The sequence below is a fragment of the Ruminococcus sp. AF37-20 genome (assembly GCF_003460465.1).
GTDB classification, from domain to species: domain Bacteria; phylum Bacillota; class Clostridia; order Oscillospirales; family Ruminococcaceae; genus Hominimerdicola; species Hominimerdicola aceti.
Window position 1 is genome coordinate 1 of sequence record NZ_QTVE01000026.1, and the last position, 21,912, is coordinate 21,912.

Genomic DNA, 21,912 nt, shown 5'->3' on the forward strand with positions numbered 1-21,912 from the left:
ACTGTAGTCAGCAGTTTGGACTATGCTAATATCATACCAAAGGAGATGATTCGTACTGATAAAAAATTTTGATATCTTTGCAGGAATAGGCGGATTTCGCTCAGACTTGAAAAAGCGGGCGGTTTTGAGTGCGTCGGTTATTGTGAAATAGACAAATATGCAAAGAAAGCATACGAAACGTTGTACGATACAAGAAACAAGGTGTATTACGATGATGCAAGAAAGATCGACCCTAACGAACTGCCCAATTTCGACCATGGGTAAAAACTACTATCGACGGCAATGAATACGAACTCGATATCAGCTTCAAGAAATATAAGCAGGTAGAGAGTATTTCGGACGAGATCGAAAAATAGAATATCGATGTTGATATTTCCGATTTCAAGGATTCTTCCGACTTTTATTTGTATTTAAGCAAGTTTGACGATCAGTCTTCTGAAGAAATATCGGTTAATGTTACCGGCAAGATGATCGTTCAGAAGAATATATCAAAAATTCCCTTGAAATTGCCGTATATTTGTGGTACAATTAAAGAACAAGTTAAAAATATTTACGACTCCAAGATTGTCGACACCGATCTGCTCAAAATCGGTATTAATAACGGTTATCAGCAGGTGATATCGGGACCCATGGCATACATTTCGACTATAACGGTCGGATATGTTCCCAACAAAGAGTTTTACAGCATTTTCGGAAACGGAACTCCAAGCAGTATCTATAATCTGAAAAATGACTATTGGGCGCAATACGCCGATACTATTTCGCCTGCTCTTTACATTGACAACAAGATTATTTACGAGTGGAACGGCGCTTTAACGTCGATCGGCAAAACGCAGTATCTCAACATTGCTTCTGTATCATCAAACGGAACATTAGATGATACCAAGGAAATTCTTGTAGGCTCCGTAAACTCTATATCTACGGATAATCAAAATATTTCTGCACAGTCGCTCTTGACGGCGTATGGAAAAATGCCGCTCACCGACGAAGAGCAGGCAAAGGTATGCGGATATGAGGTTTCCAAAAAGATATCTCCAGAGTTGCTTGACTCAATATTCAAATCTGGTCAAGCTTCTGATATTGTTGCTATTCTTTCTAAGTATGATGATGAAGCAATTGTTGCGATAAATAAGATTTTGGATAAAGACGCTGTTGCAGCTTTGATAAGAGACTATGGTGATGATGGCTTTAAAGTTGCTGTTAAGGGCGGCGATTATCTTGTCAAGGCAATTAATAACCTTGATGACGACGCAGCGGAATTGTTTGTAAAAACTGCTTCAAAGCAGAGTGATGAATTTTTTGTTTTGATGTCAAAATATGATGATATTCCTTCTTGGGCATGCTCTGATGTAATTGATTTTAATTCAGCTGAAAACGTAAATGAAATTTTAAAACAAAATGGATATACAAATCCCCCTTATAAGCCGGGAACTAATGTAACAACTATCGAATTAACTGAAAATACCACGTTTGTTAGAGTGTATGATGGTGAAATATCTGGTAAATACGGCGGTTGGATTATGAATTACAATGAGATTAAAGAACTTTCTCCAATAGAAATAAAAAATAGATTTGCTTTGCAAAATGTTCCTAAATATATTTGTGATGTAAAGTTGCCAAAAGGTTCAAGAATCAGATTTGGAATCGCAAACGGAATATCCGAATGGGGAAATGGTGGAGGTGTTCAATTTGATCTTATGAGGCAAGAAATAGGAGAGTTTTACAATGAAAGATTGTTATCATAATGAGGAATATAGTATGGTATTAAGAATGATAATATCTGAAAAATGGATTCATATAAATAGTTATGATGTTTGCTTTGATTATAATGTTAAGTCTGTAATAATTTTGAAACAAAAGATAATTGTACAGCTAGAAATCGGAGATTTATATGCTGTTGATATGGCAGGTAACATTATTGAAAAAAATAATAAGCCTTTTCAAAGATCAGACTTAGATAAAGATTTTATAGTAGAAATTAATCAGAATAATCTATATTTTAATAACTCTGCCGTTTATTTTGAACATAACATTTATTCTTTTGTTTTATTTGATGATAGGATAATTGTACAATTAAATGAACTGGATGCGTCTGTAAAATCTGATGAAATCGACAACGTATATGCCGTTGATATGGAAGGGAATGTTATCTGGCGAATTCAGAATAAAGAAAGGGTATGTCCGGAATATAAGTTTATTTCGCCGTATGTAATGATTAATTATATTGATGGTGAATTAATTGTAAATGATTTCAACGGATTCAGATTTGTGTTTTCACCTGACGACGGAACTTTTGTTAAACGAATTCAAAGTTTAAGACCTTGGTAATCAATTTGTAATTCAGATCTTTATGGTGACACCGCACAACTACCGCCTAACGGCTTTGTGTACGTCTAACTTGCCAATTTTCCGTTATCTTGCACAGAAACTCCTTGAAGGACGCAAGTATTCCTGCGTCGTTTCTATACAATCGAGCTTAAAGGCATTTGGGATAGTAATCCTAAATCTATTATTCAGAATAATGTTCAAGAGCAAAGCATTGAACATAAAAAAGAGAAAACAGAAGAACCCAAATTATTCTCAGTAGGAGATTTTTGGTATGGAATTAGATGAAAAATTTAATTTACTTAGAACATTAACTCAAAAAATACGTAGTTATGACAAGCATTTAATAGATACTGTTACTTTTTGTAATAATAAAATGTCTTCAATCGTTTATGATTATTATCCATTTGAGGTTGAAATTAGAGATAACAACTTATATTTTTTTATCATAACAAATCGCAGTGAAAAGAAAATGCTATTTTCGTCATCGCTTAATACCGACTTTGATAAGCTTTGTGACAGTTTGATAAAATATATAACGACAGATGTAAAAAAGCAGATTCCCAAGAAATTTTTAAAAGCAAAGGGGTTTTTATAATGAATGAAAATCGAGCAGAAATAAAAGCCAAAATAGTGGAAACTGAAATGAAAAAATATTTTGGTAGTTTAGTTTCGAATTTTAATTTGATAGACGCTTTTTACGGCAATGGACATGAAGAATTTAGTCTGGGATTCAAGTATTGTGACTATTTTGATATGCGCTTTAATTATGGTCAAGGTGCTTGCGGATGCTGCATATGTTATGATTGGGGTGATAATAATGAGGCTATACTTATTAAAACCTCAATTGATGGTTGGTGGGAAAAAATTTCAATTCAATGGAAAAAATATTTTCATGAACTTAAAAAAGAACTGGATTTGCGTATTCCCGATGATTATTTAAAAGAATTTTATATAAATCCTAATACCGAAACAAATGTAGTGTGAACTAATGCGAATGCTACGGAACATATGGGGGAGTATGTTGGTCGATTTTAAAGTGTTGAAGGGAAAGATAGTTTTTGAATGATATAATCAGTACATTTAATGACTTGTATTATAAAATTCAAATATCTCATAATATTTGTTTGGCTGATGTAAGAAATATATGTTTGAAATCTTATAATAATTCTGTTGTCTGCGATGTTGATGGTGGCGCCCCGGAAATATATTACGAAATATTAGAGAGGAATTGTGGGCATTTTGCTGTTTTGAAAATAGAGCGAAACAGTCACGAGATTATATATGAAAGTGTTAATGCTGATTTTGCAGCAATTGCTCTTTTCCTGTTTCTTTCACGTCATCAAATAAAAAAAACTGATAATGATATTGAGATAGAAGAATTTATAAAAAAAGAAATTGCACACGGGAATATAGATTTGGCTAGACAGGTGATTGCAGAAAATTTTGGAGAAAAAACAATTTCGTTTGAAAAAAACGTATTCGATAAAATTTCTGTTATTACTTTGTCTACAAATAAAATTGACATTTTTTATCATGGCAATACAATTTTATTTTGTTCAGAATTTAATAAACCAGATCTTGAACGTGGATATTTAATTGCATTTAATAAATGCCGTATGATTAATATTTATCATAAAATAATGGTGAATATTACAAATATCATCCCCGATGTTAATGAAAACGAAAATAGAAAACTTAAATATCTATTTTTAGTTGGGACTATGGAAAAATAAGTATATCAAGTATAATAACGCATACAATTTTTCTTGCTGACGGAGCATTTTTAGAGCCGATAGCTAACGTATTCATGCGAATGTATCATAGTTATTTTATTTCTTGATTTTTTTAGCTTAATGATATTGGGAGGGCATTGAGTTTATCTCAGTGTCCTGCTCGCTTTTCAATGCAAAAAAATATCCCCTCCAAAGCATTTGCCTTGAAGGGGATTAACTATATGCGTTTTACTGTGGCTTCTTAACGTCTGTCATGACTTCTTTAAGTCCTGTTGCAAGACCTGCAATGCCCTGTATCTCACTTGGTATAATGATCTTTGTAGCCTTGCCGTCTGCTGCCTTAGCAAATGCTTCAAGGCTCTTGAGCTGGATTACCTGCTCGTTAGGGTTAGCAGCATTCAGCTTGACGATACTCTCGGCAATCGCCTTCTGTACCATGTCGATAGCCTGCGCTTCACCTTCTGCCTCAAGTATCTTCTGCTCCTTTACAGCGTCTGCACGAAGTATCATAGACTGCTTCTCAGCTTCGGCTGCAAGTATCTGTGACTCCTTGTCTGCCTGTGCTCTGAGTATCTTAGATTCTTTCTCACCCTCTGCAACAAGCACCTGAGATTTCTTCTCAGCCTCTGCCTGAATGACCTTTTCACGTCTTTCACGGTCAGCTTTCATCTGCTTTTCCATTGCGTCCTGAATTTCTCTTGGCGGAAGAATATTCTTAAGCTCAACTCTCTGCACCTTGATGCCCCACCTATCTGTGGCTTCATCAAGAATTGCTGTGATCCTTGTGTTGATAATGTCACGGGAAGTGAGCGTAGCCTCAAGATCAAGGTCACCAACAATGTTTCTGAGTGTTGTTGCCGTCAGATTTTCAATAGCTGAGATAGGTCTCTCAACACCGTATGTGAACTGCATTGCGTTTGTTATCTGGAAGAACACAACAGTGTCTATCTGCATTGTTACGTTATCCTTTGTGATAACTGACTGTGGCTTGAAGTCAACTACCTGCTCTTTGATAGATACTCTTTTTGCAACTCGGTCGATAAAAGGTACTTTTACGTGAAGTCCCGTTCCCCATGCCGCATGAAAAGCTCCAAGTCTTTCAACTACAAATACATATGCCTGCGGTACTATCTTGATGTTGCTGATAACAATGATTATAAGCAATACGATGATAGCAAGTACGATATAAATTCCAGGTTCCATTATATGCCTCCTAAAAAAATAAGTTTATGTAAGCTGTTACTTTTCTTCTGAAACTATCAGCTTTGCACCGTCAATACGCACGACCTTCACTGGTGTGCCTTCTGAGATCTTTGAGCCGTCCTCAGTTCTTGCTGCCCAATCTGTGCCCTCAAGAGTGACCCTGCCTTTGTTCACAGAGTTATCTATAGGCTCAATAACTATTGCAGTTTTTCCCACATCAAGCTCGTAATTTGTTGCAACCGTCTTGTTCTGGAGCTTCTTGACCACAGGTCTTGTAAGCAAAAGAAGTATGATCGAGCTTACGACGAATACGATGCACTGTGTAAGGAAAGAAAGCTTAGCTATGGCACAAAACATCGCAATAAGTGCTGCTATAGCAAGCCATATAGACACAAGTGCCGTTCCTGTTGCGACCTCGCATACAACAAAGAACACGAAAGCTAAAGCCCAGAAAACTATTTTGAGTGTAGCCATTGTCATATGATACCCCCTGTTCCTCTCATTTATTTAAGATTTATTATAACATATTATTTTAAAATTTACAATAGCTAAGACACAATATTTTTGCTTTTTTACCTTTAATCTTTAATGATTTTACATTGACCGTACCATATTTTATTAGCTGTACCCTAATATATATATGTTGATGCTAATACATAAAGAAAAAAAGTATTTCTAAAAGATAGTTATATAAAAAAATTTACAGTAAAAGCGGTAACCCGCTGGAGGTAACCGCTTTTACTATTTGTGTAATTATACGTTGTCGCTGAAATAAACGTCATACCAAACAAGGAATGAGAACACTGTCCAGATCTTTCTTGAATAGTCATATTTGCCTGCACGGTGATCGTCAAGAAGCTGTACAAGCTTATCTGTGTGGAAGAACTGTGCTGACTGAGGAGAAGTAAACTTATCCTTTACTATATTATAATACTTATCTTCTTTGAGCCATACCCTGATAGGAACAGGGAAGCCGAGCTTCTTTTTCTTAGCTGTCTGTGGAGGGCAAGCCTGAAGTGCAGCAAGACGCATTGCATACTTCGTTTCAGTTTCAGTAACTCTGTCTTTTACAGGTATCTGCTCTGCAAGCTCCATTACCTTTCTGTCAAGGAACGGTACACGAAGCTCTAGGGAGTGAGCCATGCTCATTTTATCCGCCTTAAGAAGAATATCACCTGTCATCCAAAGGTGCAGGTCAATGTACTGCATCTGTGTTACCTGATCCTGATCTCTTACCTTATCGTAGAAAGGCTTTGTGATAGCCATAGCGTCAGGAGCGTTTGTCTTTATGCTCAGAATATCCTTGCGCTCTTTCTCAGAGAAGATGTATGCGTTACCAATAAATCTCTCGTCAAGGTCCTTAGAACCTCTTATAAGATAGTTTATGCCGTGCTTGTGAGGCAGTTTCTCAGCAACTGCACCAACAGCCTTTCTGATAGGTCTTGGTATCTTAAAGTAGCTTGCCATATCAGCAGGGTTGTGATAGATGTTGTATCCGCCGAATATTTCGTCTGCACCCTCGCCTGAAAGCACTGCCTTGACCTTTTCAGAAGCTATTTGACATACGAAGAACAGAGCCACAGCCGCAGGGTCTGCAAGAGGTTCGTCCATGTGATACTGTATTTTTGAAAGGCTGTTCCAGTATTCCTCAGGAGAAATGACCTTGGAGAAGTTCTCCTTATTGATATACTTTGAAAATTCCTTAGCATAGCCTATCTCGTTGTACTTTTCGTCCTCGCCAAAGCCTACAGTAAAGGTCTTGTCAACGTTGGCAACAGCGGCTACATAGCTTGAGTCAACACCGCTTGAAAGGAAAGAACCTACCTCAACGTCAGCGAATTTGTGTACCTCAACAGAGTTCTTGAAAGTGTCGGATATCCTATTCACCCAATCTTCAAGAGCAGGGCCATTGTCAGCGTGAAATTTAACTTCCCAATATCTTCTTACGTTCATCTCGCCGTTCTTGTATGTAAAGCAGTGAGCGGCAGGGAGTTTGTAAACATTTTTGAAGAAAGTTTCTGTTGTAGGAGAATATTGGAATGTGAGATAAGTTTCAAGAACGTCTGTGTTAAGTTCCTTCTTGAAATGAGGGTGGTCAAGAAAACTCTTTATCTCAGAACCCCACATAAGAGTTTCGCCCATTTTTGCGTAGTAAAGAGGCTTGATACCGAAGAAATCTCTTGCACCGAAAACCTCGTTTGTATTCTTATTGAAGATAACGAATGCAAACATACCTCTCAGCTTGTCGAGCATATCCTCGCCCCACTGCTCATAGCCATGGATAAGCACCTCAGAGTCGGTCTGTGTGTAGAACTTGTGACCAGACGCTACAAGCTCCTCACGGAGATCCTTGTAGTTGTATATCTCACCGTTGAATGTAAGTACCAACGACTTATCTTCATTGAAGATAGGCTGGCTACCTTGATCTGAAAGGTCGATGATCGAAAGTCGGCGGAAACCCATTGCGATCTGCTCGTCAACATATTTTCCGTCAGAGTCAGGACCTCTATGTTTTATTCTATCCATCATTTTTCCAAGAACTATGGAAGCGTCATTGATTTTATTTGTAAATCCAACAAAACCGCACATATAAAAGCCTCATTTCTGTTAAATCAAATTGCCTGTATCTTAGTTAATACGGCCGCCTGTCGCCTAGTGAACGTCAAGCAATATAATACTTATTATACACTATATGCGGCTTTTTTGCAAGGGGTAAAAACAAAAATTAAACAATAAAAGAAATTGTCTTTTGTGCATTTATCACATGGCAGTGTGTATGGTATAAAAATATCTGCGATTTTGTCATTTTGGCTTGAAAAAGGCAGAGGAATATAGTATAATGGTATTAAAATCATATTTTGGAGAAGATCTTATGAACGATAACAAAAAGAAGAAAAATGGCTATAGATTGGATATCGTGTTGATAGTGAGTTTTTTTGTAATGCTGATATCTTTCTGTGCCTATATGATGAATACGACACTCGAGGGCGTACTTGAAAATGAAACAGGTAGCTCTGTAGTCACACATGATTACACTTACGAGAGTGCTGAGAGTAGTTCAGCAGCATAGCGCAAAATTTAAAAATTCGACAAGTTAAAGTGCTTTACGTGCTTGCCGAATTCGCTTATTTACTACATTTCGGAGGCATGAAGCAGCACTTAAAAATGTATAAGACGACAAGTTAGCTCACTTTACAGCATCAATAACCAAACCATATTGTATTATGCACTGTAAAGTTTGGCTGCATTACAGCTAAAGGCATTTTGCTTGACACCTAAAATCAATATCTGACGAAAATGTGGCTTTGTGCATTTAATACAAATAACAAAGTCACATTTTGTTGTATAACGCCTTGACTTTGCGTCACTTATACTATATACTTGTATTAAGCACTGCTTTTTATACAATATGTTGTGATTTGCGGTGCGAGTTGTGAGAATATAAAAAATATAAGGATAAATTGGGAAAATCGGAGGCGGTATTGTGATAATCAAGATAAAAAAGCGTGACGGTCGTACTGTAACTTTCAATATTGAGAAAATAGCTGGCGCTATATACAAGGCGGCTCAGTCTGTGGGCAAGGATAACTATGAGGAAGCTTTGGAGCTTTCGGGTAAAGTTGTTGATAAGCTTATGGAAAAACACCTTGATATGCCTACTGTTGAAGAGATTCAGGATTGCGTTGAGCGTGTACTTATCGAGGAGGGCATGGCTGATACTGCAAAAAGTTATATACTCTACCGCTCAAACAGAACTCGTGCAAGAGAAATGAATACCCGTCTTATGAAAGTTTATGAGGATCTTACTTTCCAATCAGCGAAAGATAACGATTTGAAGCGTGAGAATGCTAATATAGACGGCGATACCGCAATGGGTACAATGCTTAAATACGGCTCTGTGGGTGCAAAGGAGTTCAATGAGATGTATGTTCTTGCTCCTGAGCATTCAAAGGCTCATCAAGAGGGCGATATCCACATTCATGACCTTGATTTTTATACACTGACCACCACTTGTACTCAGATAGACCTTACAAAGCTTTTTGATAAGGGATTTTCTACAGGTCATGGTTTTTTGCGTACACCAAATGATATACAAAGCTATGCGGCGCTTGCCTGCATTGCGATACAATCCAATCAGAACGACCAACACGGTGGTCAATCTCTTCCTAAATTCGATTATGATATGGCTGAGGGCGTAAGAAAGACATTCAGACACCGCTATCGTGACAATATCGGCAGGGGTCTTGCTCTCCTTGGTGAAGTTTCTGATGCTCAGAGTATTGCAAAGAAAATAACTGAAATGCTTGATGAGCAGGGTTTAAAGATCACTCTCGCCAATGATAACGGCTATCAAGAGGCTGAAGCACAGTTTCTTGTGAATTTTGTCGACGCACCTATAGTTAAGAAGATACAGAGTTTTGCATATAAAAACTCTTTGAAAGAAACTGACAGAGCCACATATCAGGCAATGGAAGCGCTTATCCATAATCTGAATACTATGAACTCCCGTGCAGGCGCTCAAACGCCTTTTAGCTCCATAAATTATGGTACCGATACTTCTATTGAGGGCAGACTTGTTATAAAGAATATTCTTCTTGCAGAGGAAGCAGGACTTGGCAATGGTGAAACGCCTATTTTCCCTATACATATTTTCAAAATAAAAGAGGGCGTGAACTTTGATCCTGATGACCCGAACTATGACCTTTTCAAGCTTGCCTGCCGTGTATCGGCAAAGCGTCTTTTCCCGAATTTTTCATTTATCGACGCTCCTTTCAATCTACAGTATTACAAAGAGGGCAATCCTGACACTGAGATAGCTTACATGGGTTGCCGCACAAGAGTTATCGGTAACGCATATGACCCTACTCGTGAGATAGTGACAGGAAGAGGAAATCTCTCTTTTACTACCATTAATCTTCCTAGACTTGGCATAAAAGCACAGCGTAATATCGGTGCTTTCTTTGACAGCCTTGATGAGCTTATGGATCTTTGTATCGACCAGCTTATGCACAGATTTAAGATACAGTGTTCAAAGCGTGTGAGAAATTATCCGTTTCTCATGGGTCAGGGCATATGGCTCGATTCAGAGAAGCTTACGGCTGACGATACGCTTGAAGAAGTGCTAAAGCATGGCACGCTTTCCGTGGGCTTTATCGGTCTTGCTGAGTGTCTTAAAGTGCTTACTGGCAAGCACCATGGTGAAAGTGAAGAAGCAAGAGAGCTTGGCTTGGAGATAATCTCACGTATGAGAGCAAGAATGGACGAGGAAACAAAGCGTACTGGCCTTAACTTCTCGTTGCTTGCAACGCCTGCTGAGGGACTTTCCGGCAGATTTGTTAAAATGGATAGAGAACGTTATGGCGAGATAGCAGGAGTTACGGACAGAGAATATTATACCAATTCTTTTCATGTGCCTGTTTACTATCCGATAACAGCGTTTGAGAAACTTAAAATAGAAGCTCCTTACCATGCTCTTACAAATGCAGGCCATATAAGCTATATCGAGCTTGACGGCGATCCGCTGAACAATCTTTCTGCATTCGAGAAAGTCGTAAGATATATGAAAGAAGTTGGCATAGGCTACGGCTCAATAAACCACCCTGTTGACCGTGATCCTGTTTGCGGATATACTGGAATAATAGGTGACAAATGCCCGAAGTGTGGACGTTCTGAGGCTGAACACAGCAAGGTGATACATGAGAGGATACCTCGTGCAAAAGCCTGCTGTGAGGGTGACAATTAGCCATGGAGCTTAGGATAGCAGGCACTGTCGGTGAATCTATCGTAGACGGACCGGGTTTTAGGTACACTATTTTTACGCAGGGCTGTCCACACGGCTGTGAGGGTTGTCACAATCCGCAGACACATGATTTTAACGGTGGCATTGTCGTTGACACAGACCAGCTTTACAATGAGATAATAAAAGACCCGCTTCTTGACGGCGTGACGTTCAGTGGCGGTGAGCCTTTCTGTCAATGCAAACCCTTAGCAGAACTTGCAGGACGGATAAAAGCGTTCCATGGCTTTCCGCTGAATGTTATTTCATTCACAGGCTATACTTATGAATATCTAATTGCAAACGCTAACGCTGAAAACGGCTATATGGAGCTTCTTAGTCAGCTTGATTATCTTGTTGACGGACCATTTATTCTGTCACAGCGAAGCCTTGAGTTGAAATTTATGGGCAGTCGTAATCAACGCTTCATCGACGTGCAGAAGTCCTTAAAAGAGGGCAGAGCAGTAGTCGTTGAACCATATTGAACATAAAAAGCGAGTTTCATGATGTTGAAACTCGCTTTTATTTATACCAAAAGACCTCCGCAATCGTTAAACTACGGAGGTCAAATTAATTATTTCTCAGGCTCTATTACCTCAACATCTTTTGGGTCGAGAGCTTCTGCATTATCAGCTTCTGCTGCTCTCTTTACTGCTTCTTCCTGTGACTTTTTCAAAGCTTCCTGTATGTCCTCGCCAAGAAAATCAGGGAGTGACATTCCTGCTTGCTTGAACAGATCGTTCAGCGGAGGAACTGATTGCATAAGTCCGCTTAGAAAGTTTGCTGTCGAGCCTTTTCCGTCTGCACCTGCGCCTGTATCCCACACGGTTATCTTGTCTATCTTAATGTTCTTGATAGCTTCTACCTGAATAGAGATAAGCTCTTCAAGCTTGTCAGCAACTATGAGTTTAACGGCTGCATTAGCGTCTCCGCCTGCTGCTTCAACAAGCTTTCTCATACCCTCTGCCTGCTTTGTGAGTATTTCCTGATTACCCTTTGCTTCAGCTTCCATTTTTGCAAAGATAGCATCGGCCTCACCCTTTGCTTTACGTCTTACTACCTCAGCCTGTGCTTCAGCCTCGATCTCAGCCTGCTGCTTTGAGATCTGAGCCTTTACGATAACATCGGCGGTCTGTGTAGCCTTTTCAAGTTCGGCTCTCGTCTGCTCGGCGGATTGCTGAGCTATGTAAGCTTCCTGCTTTGCCTTTGCTGCCTGAACAGCTTCAGCGGCTGTAGCCTGTCTGAGAGCTTCCGCTTCACGCTCACGTCTGAGGGCTTCTGACTGTGCAACCTCTATCTTAGCTTGGTTCTCGCCATCGATAGCAGAAGCGTTTGCAGCAGCAACTTGGATACGCTGGTCTTTCTGAGCGTTTGCCTGACCGATCTCACCGTCTCTGTGTTTTTCGGCAACTGACTTCTTAGCGTCATTGATAGCCTTTGCAGCAGCTTCTTTACCGAGAGCTTCCAGATATCCAGACTCATCTGTAATATCCGTTACGTTTACGTTGATAAGCTTAAGACCTATCTTTTTAAGCTCTATCTCAACATTGTTTGATACCGCGAGCAGAAATTTATCTCTGTCCGAGTTTATTTCCTCGATATCCATTGTTGCGATAATAAGTCTCAACTGACCGAAAATAATATCCTTAGCAAGCTCCTGTATCTCAATGAGTTTAAGACCGAGAAGTCTTTCAGCAGCGTTCTGCATAACGCCTGGCTCGGTTGAGATACCAACAGTAAATCTTGACGGAACATCGATTCTGATGTTCTGCTTTGAAAGAGCGTTTTTTAGATCCACATTTATGGATATAGGAGTAAGATCCATATACTCATAAGATTGGATTATTGGCACGATAAATGCCGCACCGCCGTGGATACATCTTGCGCTTCTTGCTTGACCATTCTTGTCTGTTCCTACTTTACCATAGATAACAAGCACCTTATCAGACGGACATTTTCTGTAGCGTGACAGTATCGCCATAATTGCCGCAAAAAGCACAACAACTATCACGCAGATGATGATTACTGGTTCCATAATTTTTCCTCCCACACAAATAATATTATAATAACCTCAAGACGGGTCATTTCACAGAATCGTTATGTTTAGAACCCATTTGTTCTATCAATTCTTTTATTTTTCTATTACGACAGTATCTCCTTGCAAATCGATAATACGAACCTGAGTTCCTGTCTTTATAAGCTCATCACCATTGTTTATTGCAGTGACTTCTCTTAGCTGTCCGTTTATCATAACATTCACTTTACCAAGCCCATGGTCTTTAGGTGGGCAGGGGATATAAACAGTAGCAGTTTCTCCTATAGCATTTTTATAATCAGCCGTACCGTTTTCAGCAAGTCTTGCAGAAAGTTGAACTATCTTTGCTACAAGAAGCATGGTCGCCAGACCCAGAACAAAGCCGATAACTGTAGACAGTGCTGGATAAACACCTGAGCTTACAAGAACGATAGATGACCAGCTAAACACAGTGAAAAAAGCAACTATGGTCTGAAGCGTGAACATTCTCATAGAAGCAAAATCCGCAGGGTTTCCGCCGTCTACGTTGTGGTCACAGCCGATATCATGTGTACAGTGACCAATATCCACATCTCCGTGACCGCTTATGTTGGTATCAACATCAAGATCAAGACCTGACGTGTCGCTGAAATCGTGACCGCTTCCACCATCATGAAAACCGAACATAGAAAGCAAAGTCTGCACAAGCAGTATAAGCGTTGACGGAAACGCTATACAATACAGCACTTTAAGTAAAAGCGACAAACCGTCCCACCATTCATTCATATAGCTTACACCTCCAATGTAAATATTATTTACGCTTATTATATACTCATTTATCTTATTTGTCAATAGATTTTGGACAATAATTAAAATTATTTTTTAAATATAGCTTAGCACAAAAAAATTGTAAATTTTTCGTTAAACACTTGAAATCTGTTTTACTATCTGCTATCATATAAGTAAATGAAATTTACAGTAAATAAAGTGAGGCGATAAAATGGAGAAAAATACTCTCGGCAAGAGGATAAAAGAGGCAAGGCTTGCAAAGAAAATGACTCAAAGCGAGGTAGTGGGTGATTTTATAACCCGCAATATGCTTAGTCAGATAGAGAGCGGCTCAGCAACACCGTCGGTAAAGACTCTTGAATATCTCTGCAAGGTGTTGGAGATAGAGCCTAATGCCCTTCTGCCTGATGAAAACGACTCCAAAAACGCCCCTGACGCAGAGGGCTATATCAGTATACGGAAAGAATTTATAAACAAGAACTATAAGGCTGTTATAGAGTATGACGCTGATGACGAATTTTCAGATGAGATATGTGCGCTTAAGGCGAAAGCTTGCCTTATGGTGGCTAGGGAGTATTCAGGCTCTGACAGTGCCACGGATCTTCAAAAGGCGATAGACCTTGCCAAGCAGGCTTCTGAACTTTCAAAAAGTGGTATTTTTGCAGATGAAAGCGTTAAAAACAAGGCTGACGAGCTATTAAAAGCTAACGCTAAGCGTCTTAGCGACTATTACAGAAGTCTTTTGTAGGGTACAGTCATGGAATTTGTTATCATAGCCACGGTTGTTCTTGTGCTTGCCATGTGTCTTGGCGCAGACTTTGTTATAGTTCCTATAATGTTCATTGTTTTTCTTGTTATCCTGCTACTGGCTATTTTTGGTTTCTTTGTATACTCTGCTGTAAAACTTACTGGAACGAAAAGCGTGAAAGGAAAGTTTGTGCGTTTCGGCAGGGCAGAGGGCAAGAAATTTGATACAGCGTTTTACAAGGTTAGTGATAGTGAGTATCCAAACGTATTCCCATGTGAGATAGTAATGCGCTCAAAGATATACATACCCGATAAGGTCTGTAGGCTCAGATATGACGGCAAAAGAAATGAAGTTTTTGACTTGAATGCAGTTTGCTGTGTGATATTTGGACTTGTTCTTAGCAGCGTATCGGCGGTGATGATGATACTTTTTCTACTAACAGTGATAGGCGTGAATTGAATGATTTTAGGCAGTAGGTTAGCTTGCTGCCTTTTTTGTGCTTTAAAATGGCAATAGTGGGTGATTTAAAAGGCTATTTCAACTTCCGTGTTGATAAATGTAAACTTTTTTAGAAAGTATGATATAATATAGTATTGCATTAAATAAAAAAAGAGGGTGTAAAACTTGATCAATCTTGATGATTTTTTGGTATATAGTCAGGTCGCAACATTATACCAAAAGAGAAGCTGCACAGCATATAGCTAAAAAAATATGATGATGACGGATATCTTCACAAGAATAAATAGCATAAACAAAAAATAAGCTGCTACAGAAAAAATCTGTGGCAGCTTATTCTATTCAGAATAGTCCTAATTTTAACCTATCAATATCGGCGCCTGATATCTGTTTGTACGAATCCATACTTATTCAGTCTATGTCACCTTACCCCCTCAATAACACCCTTATCCATTTCATGCACAGTATCGCACAGCACTGAAATGTCCTCCGCCGAATGTGAGCAAATAAGGATAGTCTTGCCCTGCTCTTTGTAGCTGAGCAAATATTCTCTCATTTCCTTAACGCCGTCCTTGTCAAGACCATTGAAAGGCTCGTCAAGAATGAGTATCTTCGGATTTTCCATAATAGCCTGTGCCAGACCAAGCCTCTGCCGCATACCAAGGCTGTATTTACGAACGTGACGCTTTAAGTCAGGGTCAAGCCCTACTTGCTTCATACTGCTGCGTATCTCCTCTTTGCCAATCTTGTTGTTCAGCCCTGCGAGGAGCTTTAAATTTTTGTAGCCTGAATAGTATGGTATAAAGCCAGGTGTTTCAATGATAATTCCCATATCTTTCGGAAAATCAACGTCCTTGCCCACCTGCTTGCCGTCAACGATAATCTCACCGCTCGTGGGCTTGATAAAACCACATATGCACTTCATCAGCATTGTCTTGCCGCTGCCGTTTCTGCCGATAAGTCCGTGTATCTTGCCCTCCTCAAAGGACAAATTTATGTGCTTTAGTATCTCCGTTTTGCCAAGCGTAAGGCATACGTCATTTACATTGATGATATCCATTTTGTCCCCCTAATCCCTAACTTGCTATCTCAGCAACATTGTCGTAATTGAATTTTCTTATGGCGATAAAGCAGAACACCAGCAGTACCGCTATAAATATGGCAAGATAGCTGACCGAAAAACTCATTGACATAACAGGCTCACGGAAATATTTTGTGTAATGCAGCCAAGTTATTGAGTTTGCCATTGGCATTGTCCACATAAGATTTGTCCTTATAGCACTGAACGCCATTCCAAGGGATATCATTCCGCCGCATATGATAAAGCCCATAGTCTTGCGCTTGAACAGCGAAAATACCAGCAGTATCAGCCCTATTATCATCAAATACGCCGCCACGAGCAGATAGCTTTTTACCGCCGCCTCAAATACCGAAAGCTGATTGTAGAGATTTTCTGGAAGCAGCTCAACTCCGAAATCGCCTCGCCTGTCGGGGAACATTTTCACAAAACCCGTGGCAACATTGCTCCAGCCATTGTACCAAAAACCGTCTGAAAGCATTGGAAGTACTGCGCCCAAGAATATCACTGCAAGATAAGATAAAGCCATAAAAATGAGCTTCAAAAGCTGTCCGAACAGCCAGTTCAGCCTGCCCACACGCATTATGTAGAAAACTGTGTTGGTGTCTATCTTGGGGAAATCTGCTATAAGTGTGAGGAAAACCAGCGGTATGATAAGAAGTATCGCACCTGAATTAGCTATGGCGATAAAAGGCTCAAGGATATTCAGCGGCTCGCCCATAAGCTCTGCGTTTGATTTAAGAGGCTCGATAGCAAAGCTGTAAATGAAGATAAGAAGCACTCCTAGGATTATCATTCGTGCGTCGCATATCCACTTTATGAACTCCGCCCTTGCACAGAAAAAACTTTGTTTAAGGCTGAAATTTTTCATCATAGCTGACCTACACCCCCTTGTCCTTGCGCAAATTCATCACGATAATAAATCCCAGCAGGGTAACGATCGCCCCCGAACAGTTCACCGCAGTTATCCACTTTGCACTTCTGTCAAAGCTTTGTATATACAGAAAATTCGTCACAGAGCTTGGATAAAAGGCATTCGCTCTATCAAAATCAAAGTTATCGTTGAAAAGATTTGCGTCTATTATCCTATTGAGCATTGTTGTGAGGACATAGTTGAGCATAAAGGGCAGGCAGGTTATGATATACGGATTTTTGCAAAATGAGCTTAGGAAAAACGCAGGCAGTGTGGAAACTGCACCATATGCGAAAGCTACTGCAAGCATTTTGATTATGGTTTTACCTGTGCTGTCTTGCATTATGTATTGAAGCTGGTCGGCTGATACGTCAAACTCCGAAAGTGGTTGAAAAAGCACTGCACAGGCTATGCCGTAAACAGCTATACCGAGCATAACGGCAAATCCGCCTGAGATAAGTGCGGATATAAATTTTGAAAGATAATATCTTAGCTTGCCTGTGCGAGATATGGTGAAACGCATCAGTCCGTTATTTCGCTCTGCACAGAAAGACACCATGAATGGGAATGCCACGACAATAGGCAAAAACATTGTGATATATCCCGAAAGTCCGTTTCTGAAAACCAGCACAGAGGACAGCATTGGGTCGGTGCGGAGGATATTTTTATCGAGAGTGAAAAGTGACTCGAACACCGAATATGATTTATCGGTGGCAAGGTCTGTATAGGCTGATGAGGTGAAAGCAAGCACTGTTGTCAGCAGCACCGCCCCTGCAAAGCCTATGTTTATTATGCTTTTGTTCAGGTCACATTTTATTGCGTTTAGAAGTTTTAGTTTCATTTCTCTATATCTCCGATCTCAGTGTAGATAAACCTACCAAGATTATTGCTGTCAGCTTTGGCGTAGGCGAGATTTCCAAACTCATGCCCTGAGGGGTCATACTCCGCAGGGTCGGTGCAGATAACGGCGTAATCAAAACTCTCCGACTTTCCGCTATCGAAAAGGTCTGTGGAGCAGTCAAGTATCACCATGACTTCAAGCCCCTCACTAAGCTCACCGTCGCAATAATATGTAGGCACTGTGCATACTGTCTTTTTGTCTGTGAGCTTAATTTCGGCCGTGTTGTCGCCTATGGTCTGTACTGTGCCGAAAAAGTTGGGGTAGTCACTGGTCGTGAGCGGCTCATACGTCTTTGAGCCGTCATCATTTACCGCAACAAGTAAGTTGATATCCTCAATAATAAACTTGCCGTCGGTAAAAAGATAGCCGCCGAACATAACATCATCAGCACTTTCGGGATATTTTCCTTTCTGCCACTCCTCAAGATCGTTGAAATCCGCCGTGATAGTTCTATTCGCATTGCTGAGCTCATAGACCGAGCCGCTTTTATGGCGAAGCTTGTAGTCATAATTCTCCGCAGGCACGTCCGCCTTGATATCCTCATACATTCCCGAAGCGTATTTCTCGCCGTTAGGACTTACAACATCACAACTATAAATTTTTGTTATGCCCTCGTCCGTAACTATCTCCGCAGAAATGACCTCGCCGATATCGTTGTTTATTATTGCTTGGGATAAGCTTTTCCCATTCACATATTTTTCATCATGTTCAAAAAGCTCGCTGTCCATTGCAAGCGTGTATTCCTTGCCGTCATAAACAAAGGTGAGCTGTCCGTTATCGTAAGCCACAGCCTCAGCCTGCAAAGTCACCCTGCTTTCCAAAAGGCTGCCAGCCCTGCTTTCCTCAGCCGATACCACCTCCGCAGATGAACTATTCTCGCTATTATTTTGACTATTTCCACAAGCCGTAAGACAGATCATTCCGCCTATCACAGCAATACAAAAAATCCGCTTTGTGATCGTATTTATATTAGTGTTTGTTTTCATAATACTGTCCTTTCGGTTTTTATTGATTTATTAATGTAGATATGGTATAATGGAGAAAATATTTTGAGCTTTTCTGCTCGACAAATCGAAATTTGTTGATTTTGCGAATTTCGATTTTATATACTATGTGAGGTAATCAAAACATGACAAATAAAGAGATACTTGATATTGCAATGCAGCAATCTGCCTACGATACTAATGCGAAAGCATCTGATTTTCTTTTGGACACAAATGTATTTGTAAAGTCTGAGATTGGGCCATTGGCAAGGAAATATTATAAAGAACCTATTGTCTGTAATTTGGTTTCATATGGTAATAATATAGTTGCGTCTGTAAAAGGTGAATATAGAGAAATTGTTGAAAGCTACCTAAGCAAATATAAGTTTTATCATTGTTTTGAAACTCCTAATATGCATTGGCTAGATGAACGGATGAAAGAAAACGGATACCGTGTTTGTTTTATGGCAGAGTATTTTTTACCGGATGTTAATGCCTTGAAGAGAAGAGAATGTAACTATCCTCTTAAGGTGTTGGAACAAAAGGATTTTGCAAATTTATATCTTCCAATCTGGGGCAATGCACTTTGTGAAGATAGAAAGCAACTAGATGTTCTTGGGGTTGGTGCTTATGATAATGGAAAACTGATTGGGCTTGCAGCCTGTTCTGCGGATTGCGATGATATGTGGCAAATTGGAGTTGATGTTTTGCCAGAGTATCGCAGGCAGGGGATTGCTTCTTCATTAACCAGTAATTTGGCAATAGAGATAATGGATAGAGGAAAGGTGCCGTTTTATTGTTGTGCCTGGTCGAATCTTAAATCTGTTAAAAATGCATTACGAAGTGGTTTTGTGCCGGGGTGGGTGGAGATGACCGTAAAAGCTGCAAGCTTAGTTGAGAATATGAATAAATAACAACTTCCAGCTTATCGCTACACTTATTTTTCACAGCACTCAAACGAATGCTGTGATTTTTTTATGCCAGATTTTCTCCTTCAAAAAAGCTACGCTCTATGAAACTACGAAATATCAACAAAGACCTCGCCGCTGAGAGCATTCACCTTGATATATTCCTTTGCACCCTCGCCGCCATTTATCTCGAAACACCACATAGGCTCAAAGGTTTTTGGTGTCTTGTTGTATTCCTCCGCCAGCTGTTCAGCCTTAGCAACATTGTCCTCTTCGGTCATATCCAATGCAGGCTGATTTGCAAGACAGCAGTACATAAGCTCAACATTTGAAAACTCATAATATGACCCTTTTGCAAGCTCCGTCTCAAGAATTTTCACCGCCTCATCAAATGGTATCATCTTAGTTTTCTCCGTCTTATCAAGTATGTTAAGGGGTGCATTGGCATTGATAAAATCAAATTTGCCGTCCTCCCCAATAGAGCCTGTCACCTGCAAAAACGTCCAGTAACTCATATTATTCTCGTTGTCTGCCCGACTATATGCAGAGGGCGAATACTGAAAAGGCACATTTTCATAGTCAAGACTTGCCGTAAAATCAATTCTGCCCACAGTGTCATTCACCGAAAACTCTTTGGTATTGATCGTAAAATCCTTATAAAAATCAGCAATATAATTGTTTAATCCACTGTCGATATCAGTCACATCAATGGCTTTGCCACCCAAATTAATGCCGCCCTCGTCAAGCCCCACAACATAAGTCTGTCCGCTGCTGTTTTCTTGAAACTCATAGTCAGCGGAATAAAGTGCAATATCCATACCCCAGTATGCAGATGTGTTTATTCCAGCTTGATAAACTATTCCGCCATTGTCAGTTGAAAGTGCACTTTCGTCGAAATCGTCGCCATAAAAAGTCTTGAATAACTTTTCAGCATTGGTCATATCATCATTTTTCAAAGTATTGCAGGACAAAGAATATACCTTATTAAAGTCCACTTTGCTTATCTTTTCTGGCAGCTTAAAACTGCCGTGATCGCTGCCAAGCAACTTATTACAGCCGTCATAAGCCTGTTCCACAGGCTCAAGCCTTGCATCATCTGTACTGTGGTTATTGGATTTGTTGTCCTGAGAGGAACAACCAAAAAGGAAAAGAAAAAGCAGAGATATAACAACGCCATAATTTTTTTTCATTATTTCACGACCTTTACTAATATTATGAGCGACTATCGGCTGATAAATTTCAGACAATATGTCGCTCATATGTTATTTTAAGTGCATATATTAATAACCAGAAGTACTTCCAGAAGCAGATGTTGCTTTTGAGGCATTTTTAGTTATAGAAACAACGTTTTTAGCATTCATGCCAACTGTTATCTGATACCACGAGCCTGTAGTCTTCTGTGTACCCGTAGATGTTGTGATCAAATTCCAAGTGTTGTTTTTCCAAACATAACCCTTGGTCGTAACTGTAGTATTTTTACTTGCAGTCAATTTGGTATATGTAGTGTATTTACCAGATTGTGTTGTTTTAAAATTAAGTGTTTTGGAAGTCACGTTATCGCTTGAAGGTGCTCCCGGCGTGTTGCGAAGACTAAATGCTTTACTATCTGCCGCACTAGCCCCAATAGCCATAGAACTCATCATCATAACAGCAGCACCCATAGCTGCGATTCTCTTAACGATATTTTTCATATTAAACGTTTTTTCATAATATAGGTGTGATTTTCTTCAAGTTTTGTTGCAGAGTATTTTAACTTCATCATATCACACAATTATTGCAACGGGTAATTGTGCATGATAAATATTTACATCTTCATTGGACTTATCACATTTTTTCAATAAACTTTTTTTCTATGTACACATTATTTTAACACATATAACACCAAAAATCACTATGTTCTGCATATTTCTCTCATATGCACAAGATTATTGTATAGTTGCACAAATATTGCGTTCTAAATTATCTCATTTTACATAAGTTGATTGTGAAATGTTTGTTAACATCAACGCGGAAGTTGAAATAGCCATTTAAAATAATGTAGGTTTGTCAATCATATTGGACACTATTATTAAGAAATTCGAT

At 39.5% G+C, this 21,912-nt stretch carries 23 protein-coding genes; 12 read left to right on the top strand and 11 right to left on the bottom strand.

The features are described 5' to 3' along the window. Positions 1 to 147: 147 nt before the first annotated feature. From DW015_RS13805 to DW015_RS11805, 6 genes are all read left to right on the top strand, one after another. A complete protein-coding gene (locus tag DW015_RS13805) occupies positions 148 to 264 on the top strand; it encodes a DNA cytosine methyltransferase (protein ID WP_242993283.1) in 117 nt (38 codons plus the stop codon). 140 nt (positions 265 to 404) lie between these two features. Then, on the top strand, positions 405 to 1,745 hold the full coding sequence (locus DW015_RS11785) for a hypothetical protein (protein ID WP_117905764.1): 1,341 nt from the start codon (positions 405 to 407) through the stop codon (positions 1,743 to 1,745). After that, positions 1,726 to 2,328 (top strand): hypothetical protein, encoded by a 603-nt coding sequence (locus tag DW015_RS11790; protein ID WP_117905765.1) that lies wholly within the window; start codon positions 1,726 to 1,728, stop codon positions 2,326 to 2,328. Before DW015_RS11785 ends, DW015_RS11790 begins: the two co-directional genes overlap by 20 nt. 271 nt (positions 2,329 to 2,599) lie before the next feature. After that, complete coding sequence (locus DW015_RS11795; RefSeq protein WP_117905766.1) at positions 2,600 to 2,923, top strand: hypothetical protein; 324 nt, start codon at positions 2,600 to 2,602, stop codon at positions 2,921 to 2,923. Next, positions 2,923 to 3,312 carry a hypothetical protein gene (locus tag DW015_RS11800; protein ID WP_117892987.1) on the top strand — a complete coding sequence of 130 codons (390 nt, stop codon included), beginning with the start codon at positions 2,923 to 2,925 and terminating at the stop codon, positions 3,310 to 3,312. Before DW015_RS11795 ends, DW015_RS11800 begins: the two co-directional genes overlap by 1 nt. Positions 3,313 to 3,386: 74 nt before the next feature. After that, a complete protein-coding gene (locus DW015_RS11805) occupies positions 3,387 to 4,061 on the top strand; it encodes a hypothetical protein (protein WP_117905767.1) in 675 nt (224 codons plus the stop codon). A gap of 228 nt (positions 4,062 to 4,289) precedes the next feature. On the opposite strand, the gene DW015_RS11810 is transcribed toward DW015_RS11805, so the two are convergent. From DW015_RS11810 to asnB, 3 genes are all read right to left on the bottom strand, one after another. Continuing rightward, positions 4,290 to 5,264: an SPFH domain-containing protein gene (locus DW015_RS11810; protein ID WP_022287345.1), complete on the bottom strand. Its 975-nt coding sequence runs from the start codon at positions 5,262 to 5,264 to the stop codon at positions 4,290 to 4,292. 36 nt (positions 5,265 to 5,300) lie between these two features. Continuing rightward, entirely contained in the window at positions 5,301 to 5,744 is a 444-nt protein-coding gene (locus tag DW015_RS11815; RefSeq protein ID WP_117892981.1) for an NfeD family protein, read from the bottom strand. A 273-nt stretch (positions 5,745 to 6,017) separates the two neighbouring features. After that, the gene (gene asnB / locus DW015_RS11820; protein ID WP_038672025.1) at positions 6,018 to 7,853 is read right to left on the bottom strand and encodes an asparagine synthase (glutamine-hydrolyzing); all 1,836 of its coding nucleotides are present in this window, start codon (positions 7,851 to 7,853) and stop codon (positions 6,018 to 6,020) included. A 283-nt stretch (positions 7,854 to 8,136) separates the two neighbouring features. Here asnB and DW015_RS11825 point away from each other — a divergent pair, with 283 nt between their 5' ends. The 3 genes from DW015_RS11825 to nrdG all read left to right on the top strand — a co-directional run bounded on the left by DW015_RS11825 (position 8,137) and on the right by nrdG (position 11,525). Then, positions 8,137 to 8,334 carry a hypothetical protein gene (locus DW015_RS11825; protein WP_117905778.1) on the top strand — a complete coding sequence of 66 codons (198 nt, stop codon included), beginning with the start codon at positions 8,137 to 8,139 and terminating at the stop codon, positions 8,332 to 8,334. A gap of 414 nt (positions 8,335 to 8,748) precedes the next feature. Further along, positions 8,749 to 11,007 (top strand): anaerobic ribonucleoside triphosphate reductase, encoded by a 2,259-nt coding sequence (locus tag DW015_RS11830; RefSeq protein ID WP_038672023.1) that lies wholly within the window; start codon positions 8,749 to 8,751, stop codon positions 11,005 to 11,007. A 2-nt stretch (positions 11,008 to 11,009) separates the two neighbouring features. Then, entirely contained in the window at positions 11,010 to 11,525 is a 516-nt protein-coding gene (gene nrdG, locus DW015_RS11835; protein ID WP_117905768.1) for an anaerobic ribonucleoside-triphosphate reductase activating protein, read from the top strand. An 89-nt stretch (positions 11,526 to 11,614) separates the two neighbouring features. Here nrdG and DW015_RS11840 read toward each other — a convergent pair whose 3' ends face one another. Continuing rightward, positions 11,615 to 13,075, bottom strand: coding sequence for a flotillin family protein (locus DW015_RS11840; protein WP_117905769.1), 1,461 nt, complete (start codon positions 13,073 to 13,075; stop codon positions 11,615 to 11,617). 96 nt (positions 13,076 to 13,171) lie between these two features. Continuing rightward, complete coding sequence (locus DW015_RS11845; RefSeq protein WP_046441812.1) at positions 13,172 to 13,840, bottom strand: NfeD family protein; 669 nt, start codon at positions 13,838 to 13,840, stop codon at positions 13,172 to 13,174. A gap of 214 nt (positions 13,841 to 14,054) precedes the next feature. On the opposite strand from DW015_RS11845, the gene DW015_RS11850 reads away from it, so the two are divergent. After that, complete coding sequence (locus DW015_RS11850; protein ID WP_117905770.1) at positions 14,055 to 14,591, top strand: helix-turn-helix transcriptional regulator; 537 nt, start codon at positions 14,055 to 14,057, stop codon at positions 14,589 to 14,591. 9 nt (positions 14,592 to 14,600) lie between these two features. Next, entirely contained in the window at positions 14,601 to 15,050 is a 450-nt protein-coding gene (locus tag DW015_RS11855; protein WP_117897239.1) for a hypothetical protein, read from the top strand. A 418-nt stretch (positions 15,051 to 15,468) separates the two neighbouring features. Here DW015_RS11855 and DW015_RS11860 read toward each other — a convergent pair whose 3' ends face one another. The 4 genes from DW015_RS11860 to DW015_RS11875 are packed head-to-tail and all read right to left on the bottom strand — an operon-like array spanning position 15,469 to position 18,925. Continuing rightward, complete coding sequence (locus DW015_RS11860) at positions 15,469 to 16,107, bottom strand: ATP-binding cassette domain-containing protein (protein ID WP_117905771.1); 639 nt, start codon at positions 16,105 to 16,107, stop codon at positions 15,469 to 15,471. 16 nt (positions 16,108 to 16,123) lie between these two features. Beyond that, entirely contained in the window at positions 16,124 to 16,999 is an 876-nt protein-coding gene (locus DW015_RS11865) for a hypothetical protein (RefSeq protein WP_117905772.1), read from the bottom strand. A 7-nt stretch (positions 17,000 to 17,006) separates the two neighbouring features. Beyond that, positions 17,007 to 17,879, bottom strand: coding sequence for a hypothetical protein (locus DW015_RS11870; RefSeq protein WP_117905773.1), 873 nt, complete (start codon positions 17,877 to 17,879; stop codon positions 17,007 to 17,009). Continuing rightward, positions 17,876 to 18,925, bottom strand: coding sequence for a hypothetical protein (locus DW015_RS11875; protein ID WP_117905774.1), 1,050 nt, complete (start codon positions 18,923 to 18,925; stop codon positions 17,876 to 17,878). Before DW015_RS11875 ends, DW015_RS11870 begins: the two co-directional genes overlap by 4 nt. Positions 18,926 to 19,068: 143 nt before the next feature. Here DW015_RS11875 and DW015_RS11880 point away from each other — a divergent pair, with 143 nt between their 5' ends. After that, positions 19,069 to 19,836: a GNAT family N-acetyltransferase gene (locus tag DW015_RS11880; RefSeq protein WP_117905775.1), complete on the top strand. Its 768-nt coding sequence runs from the start codon at positions 19,069 to 19,071 to the stop codon at positions 19,834 to 19,836. A 104-nt stretch (positions 19,837 to 19,940) separates the two neighbouring features. Here DW015_RS11880 and DW015_RS11885 read toward each other — a convergent pair whose 3' ends face one another. Further along, complete coding sequence (locus DW015_RS11885; protein WP_117905776.1) at positions 19,941 to 21,020, bottom strand: hypothetical protein; 1,080 nt, start codon at positions 21,018 to 21,020, stop codon at positions 19,941 to 19,943. A gap of 90 nt (positions 21,021 to 21,110) precedes the next feature. Next, complete coding sequence (locus DW015_RS11890; RefSeq protein WP_147338161.1) at positions 21,111 to 21,521, bottom strand: hypothetical protein; 411 nt, start codon at positions 21,519 to 21,521, stop codon at positions 21,111 to 21,113. Between the last annotated feature and the right edge of the window lie 391 nt (positions 21,522 to 21,912).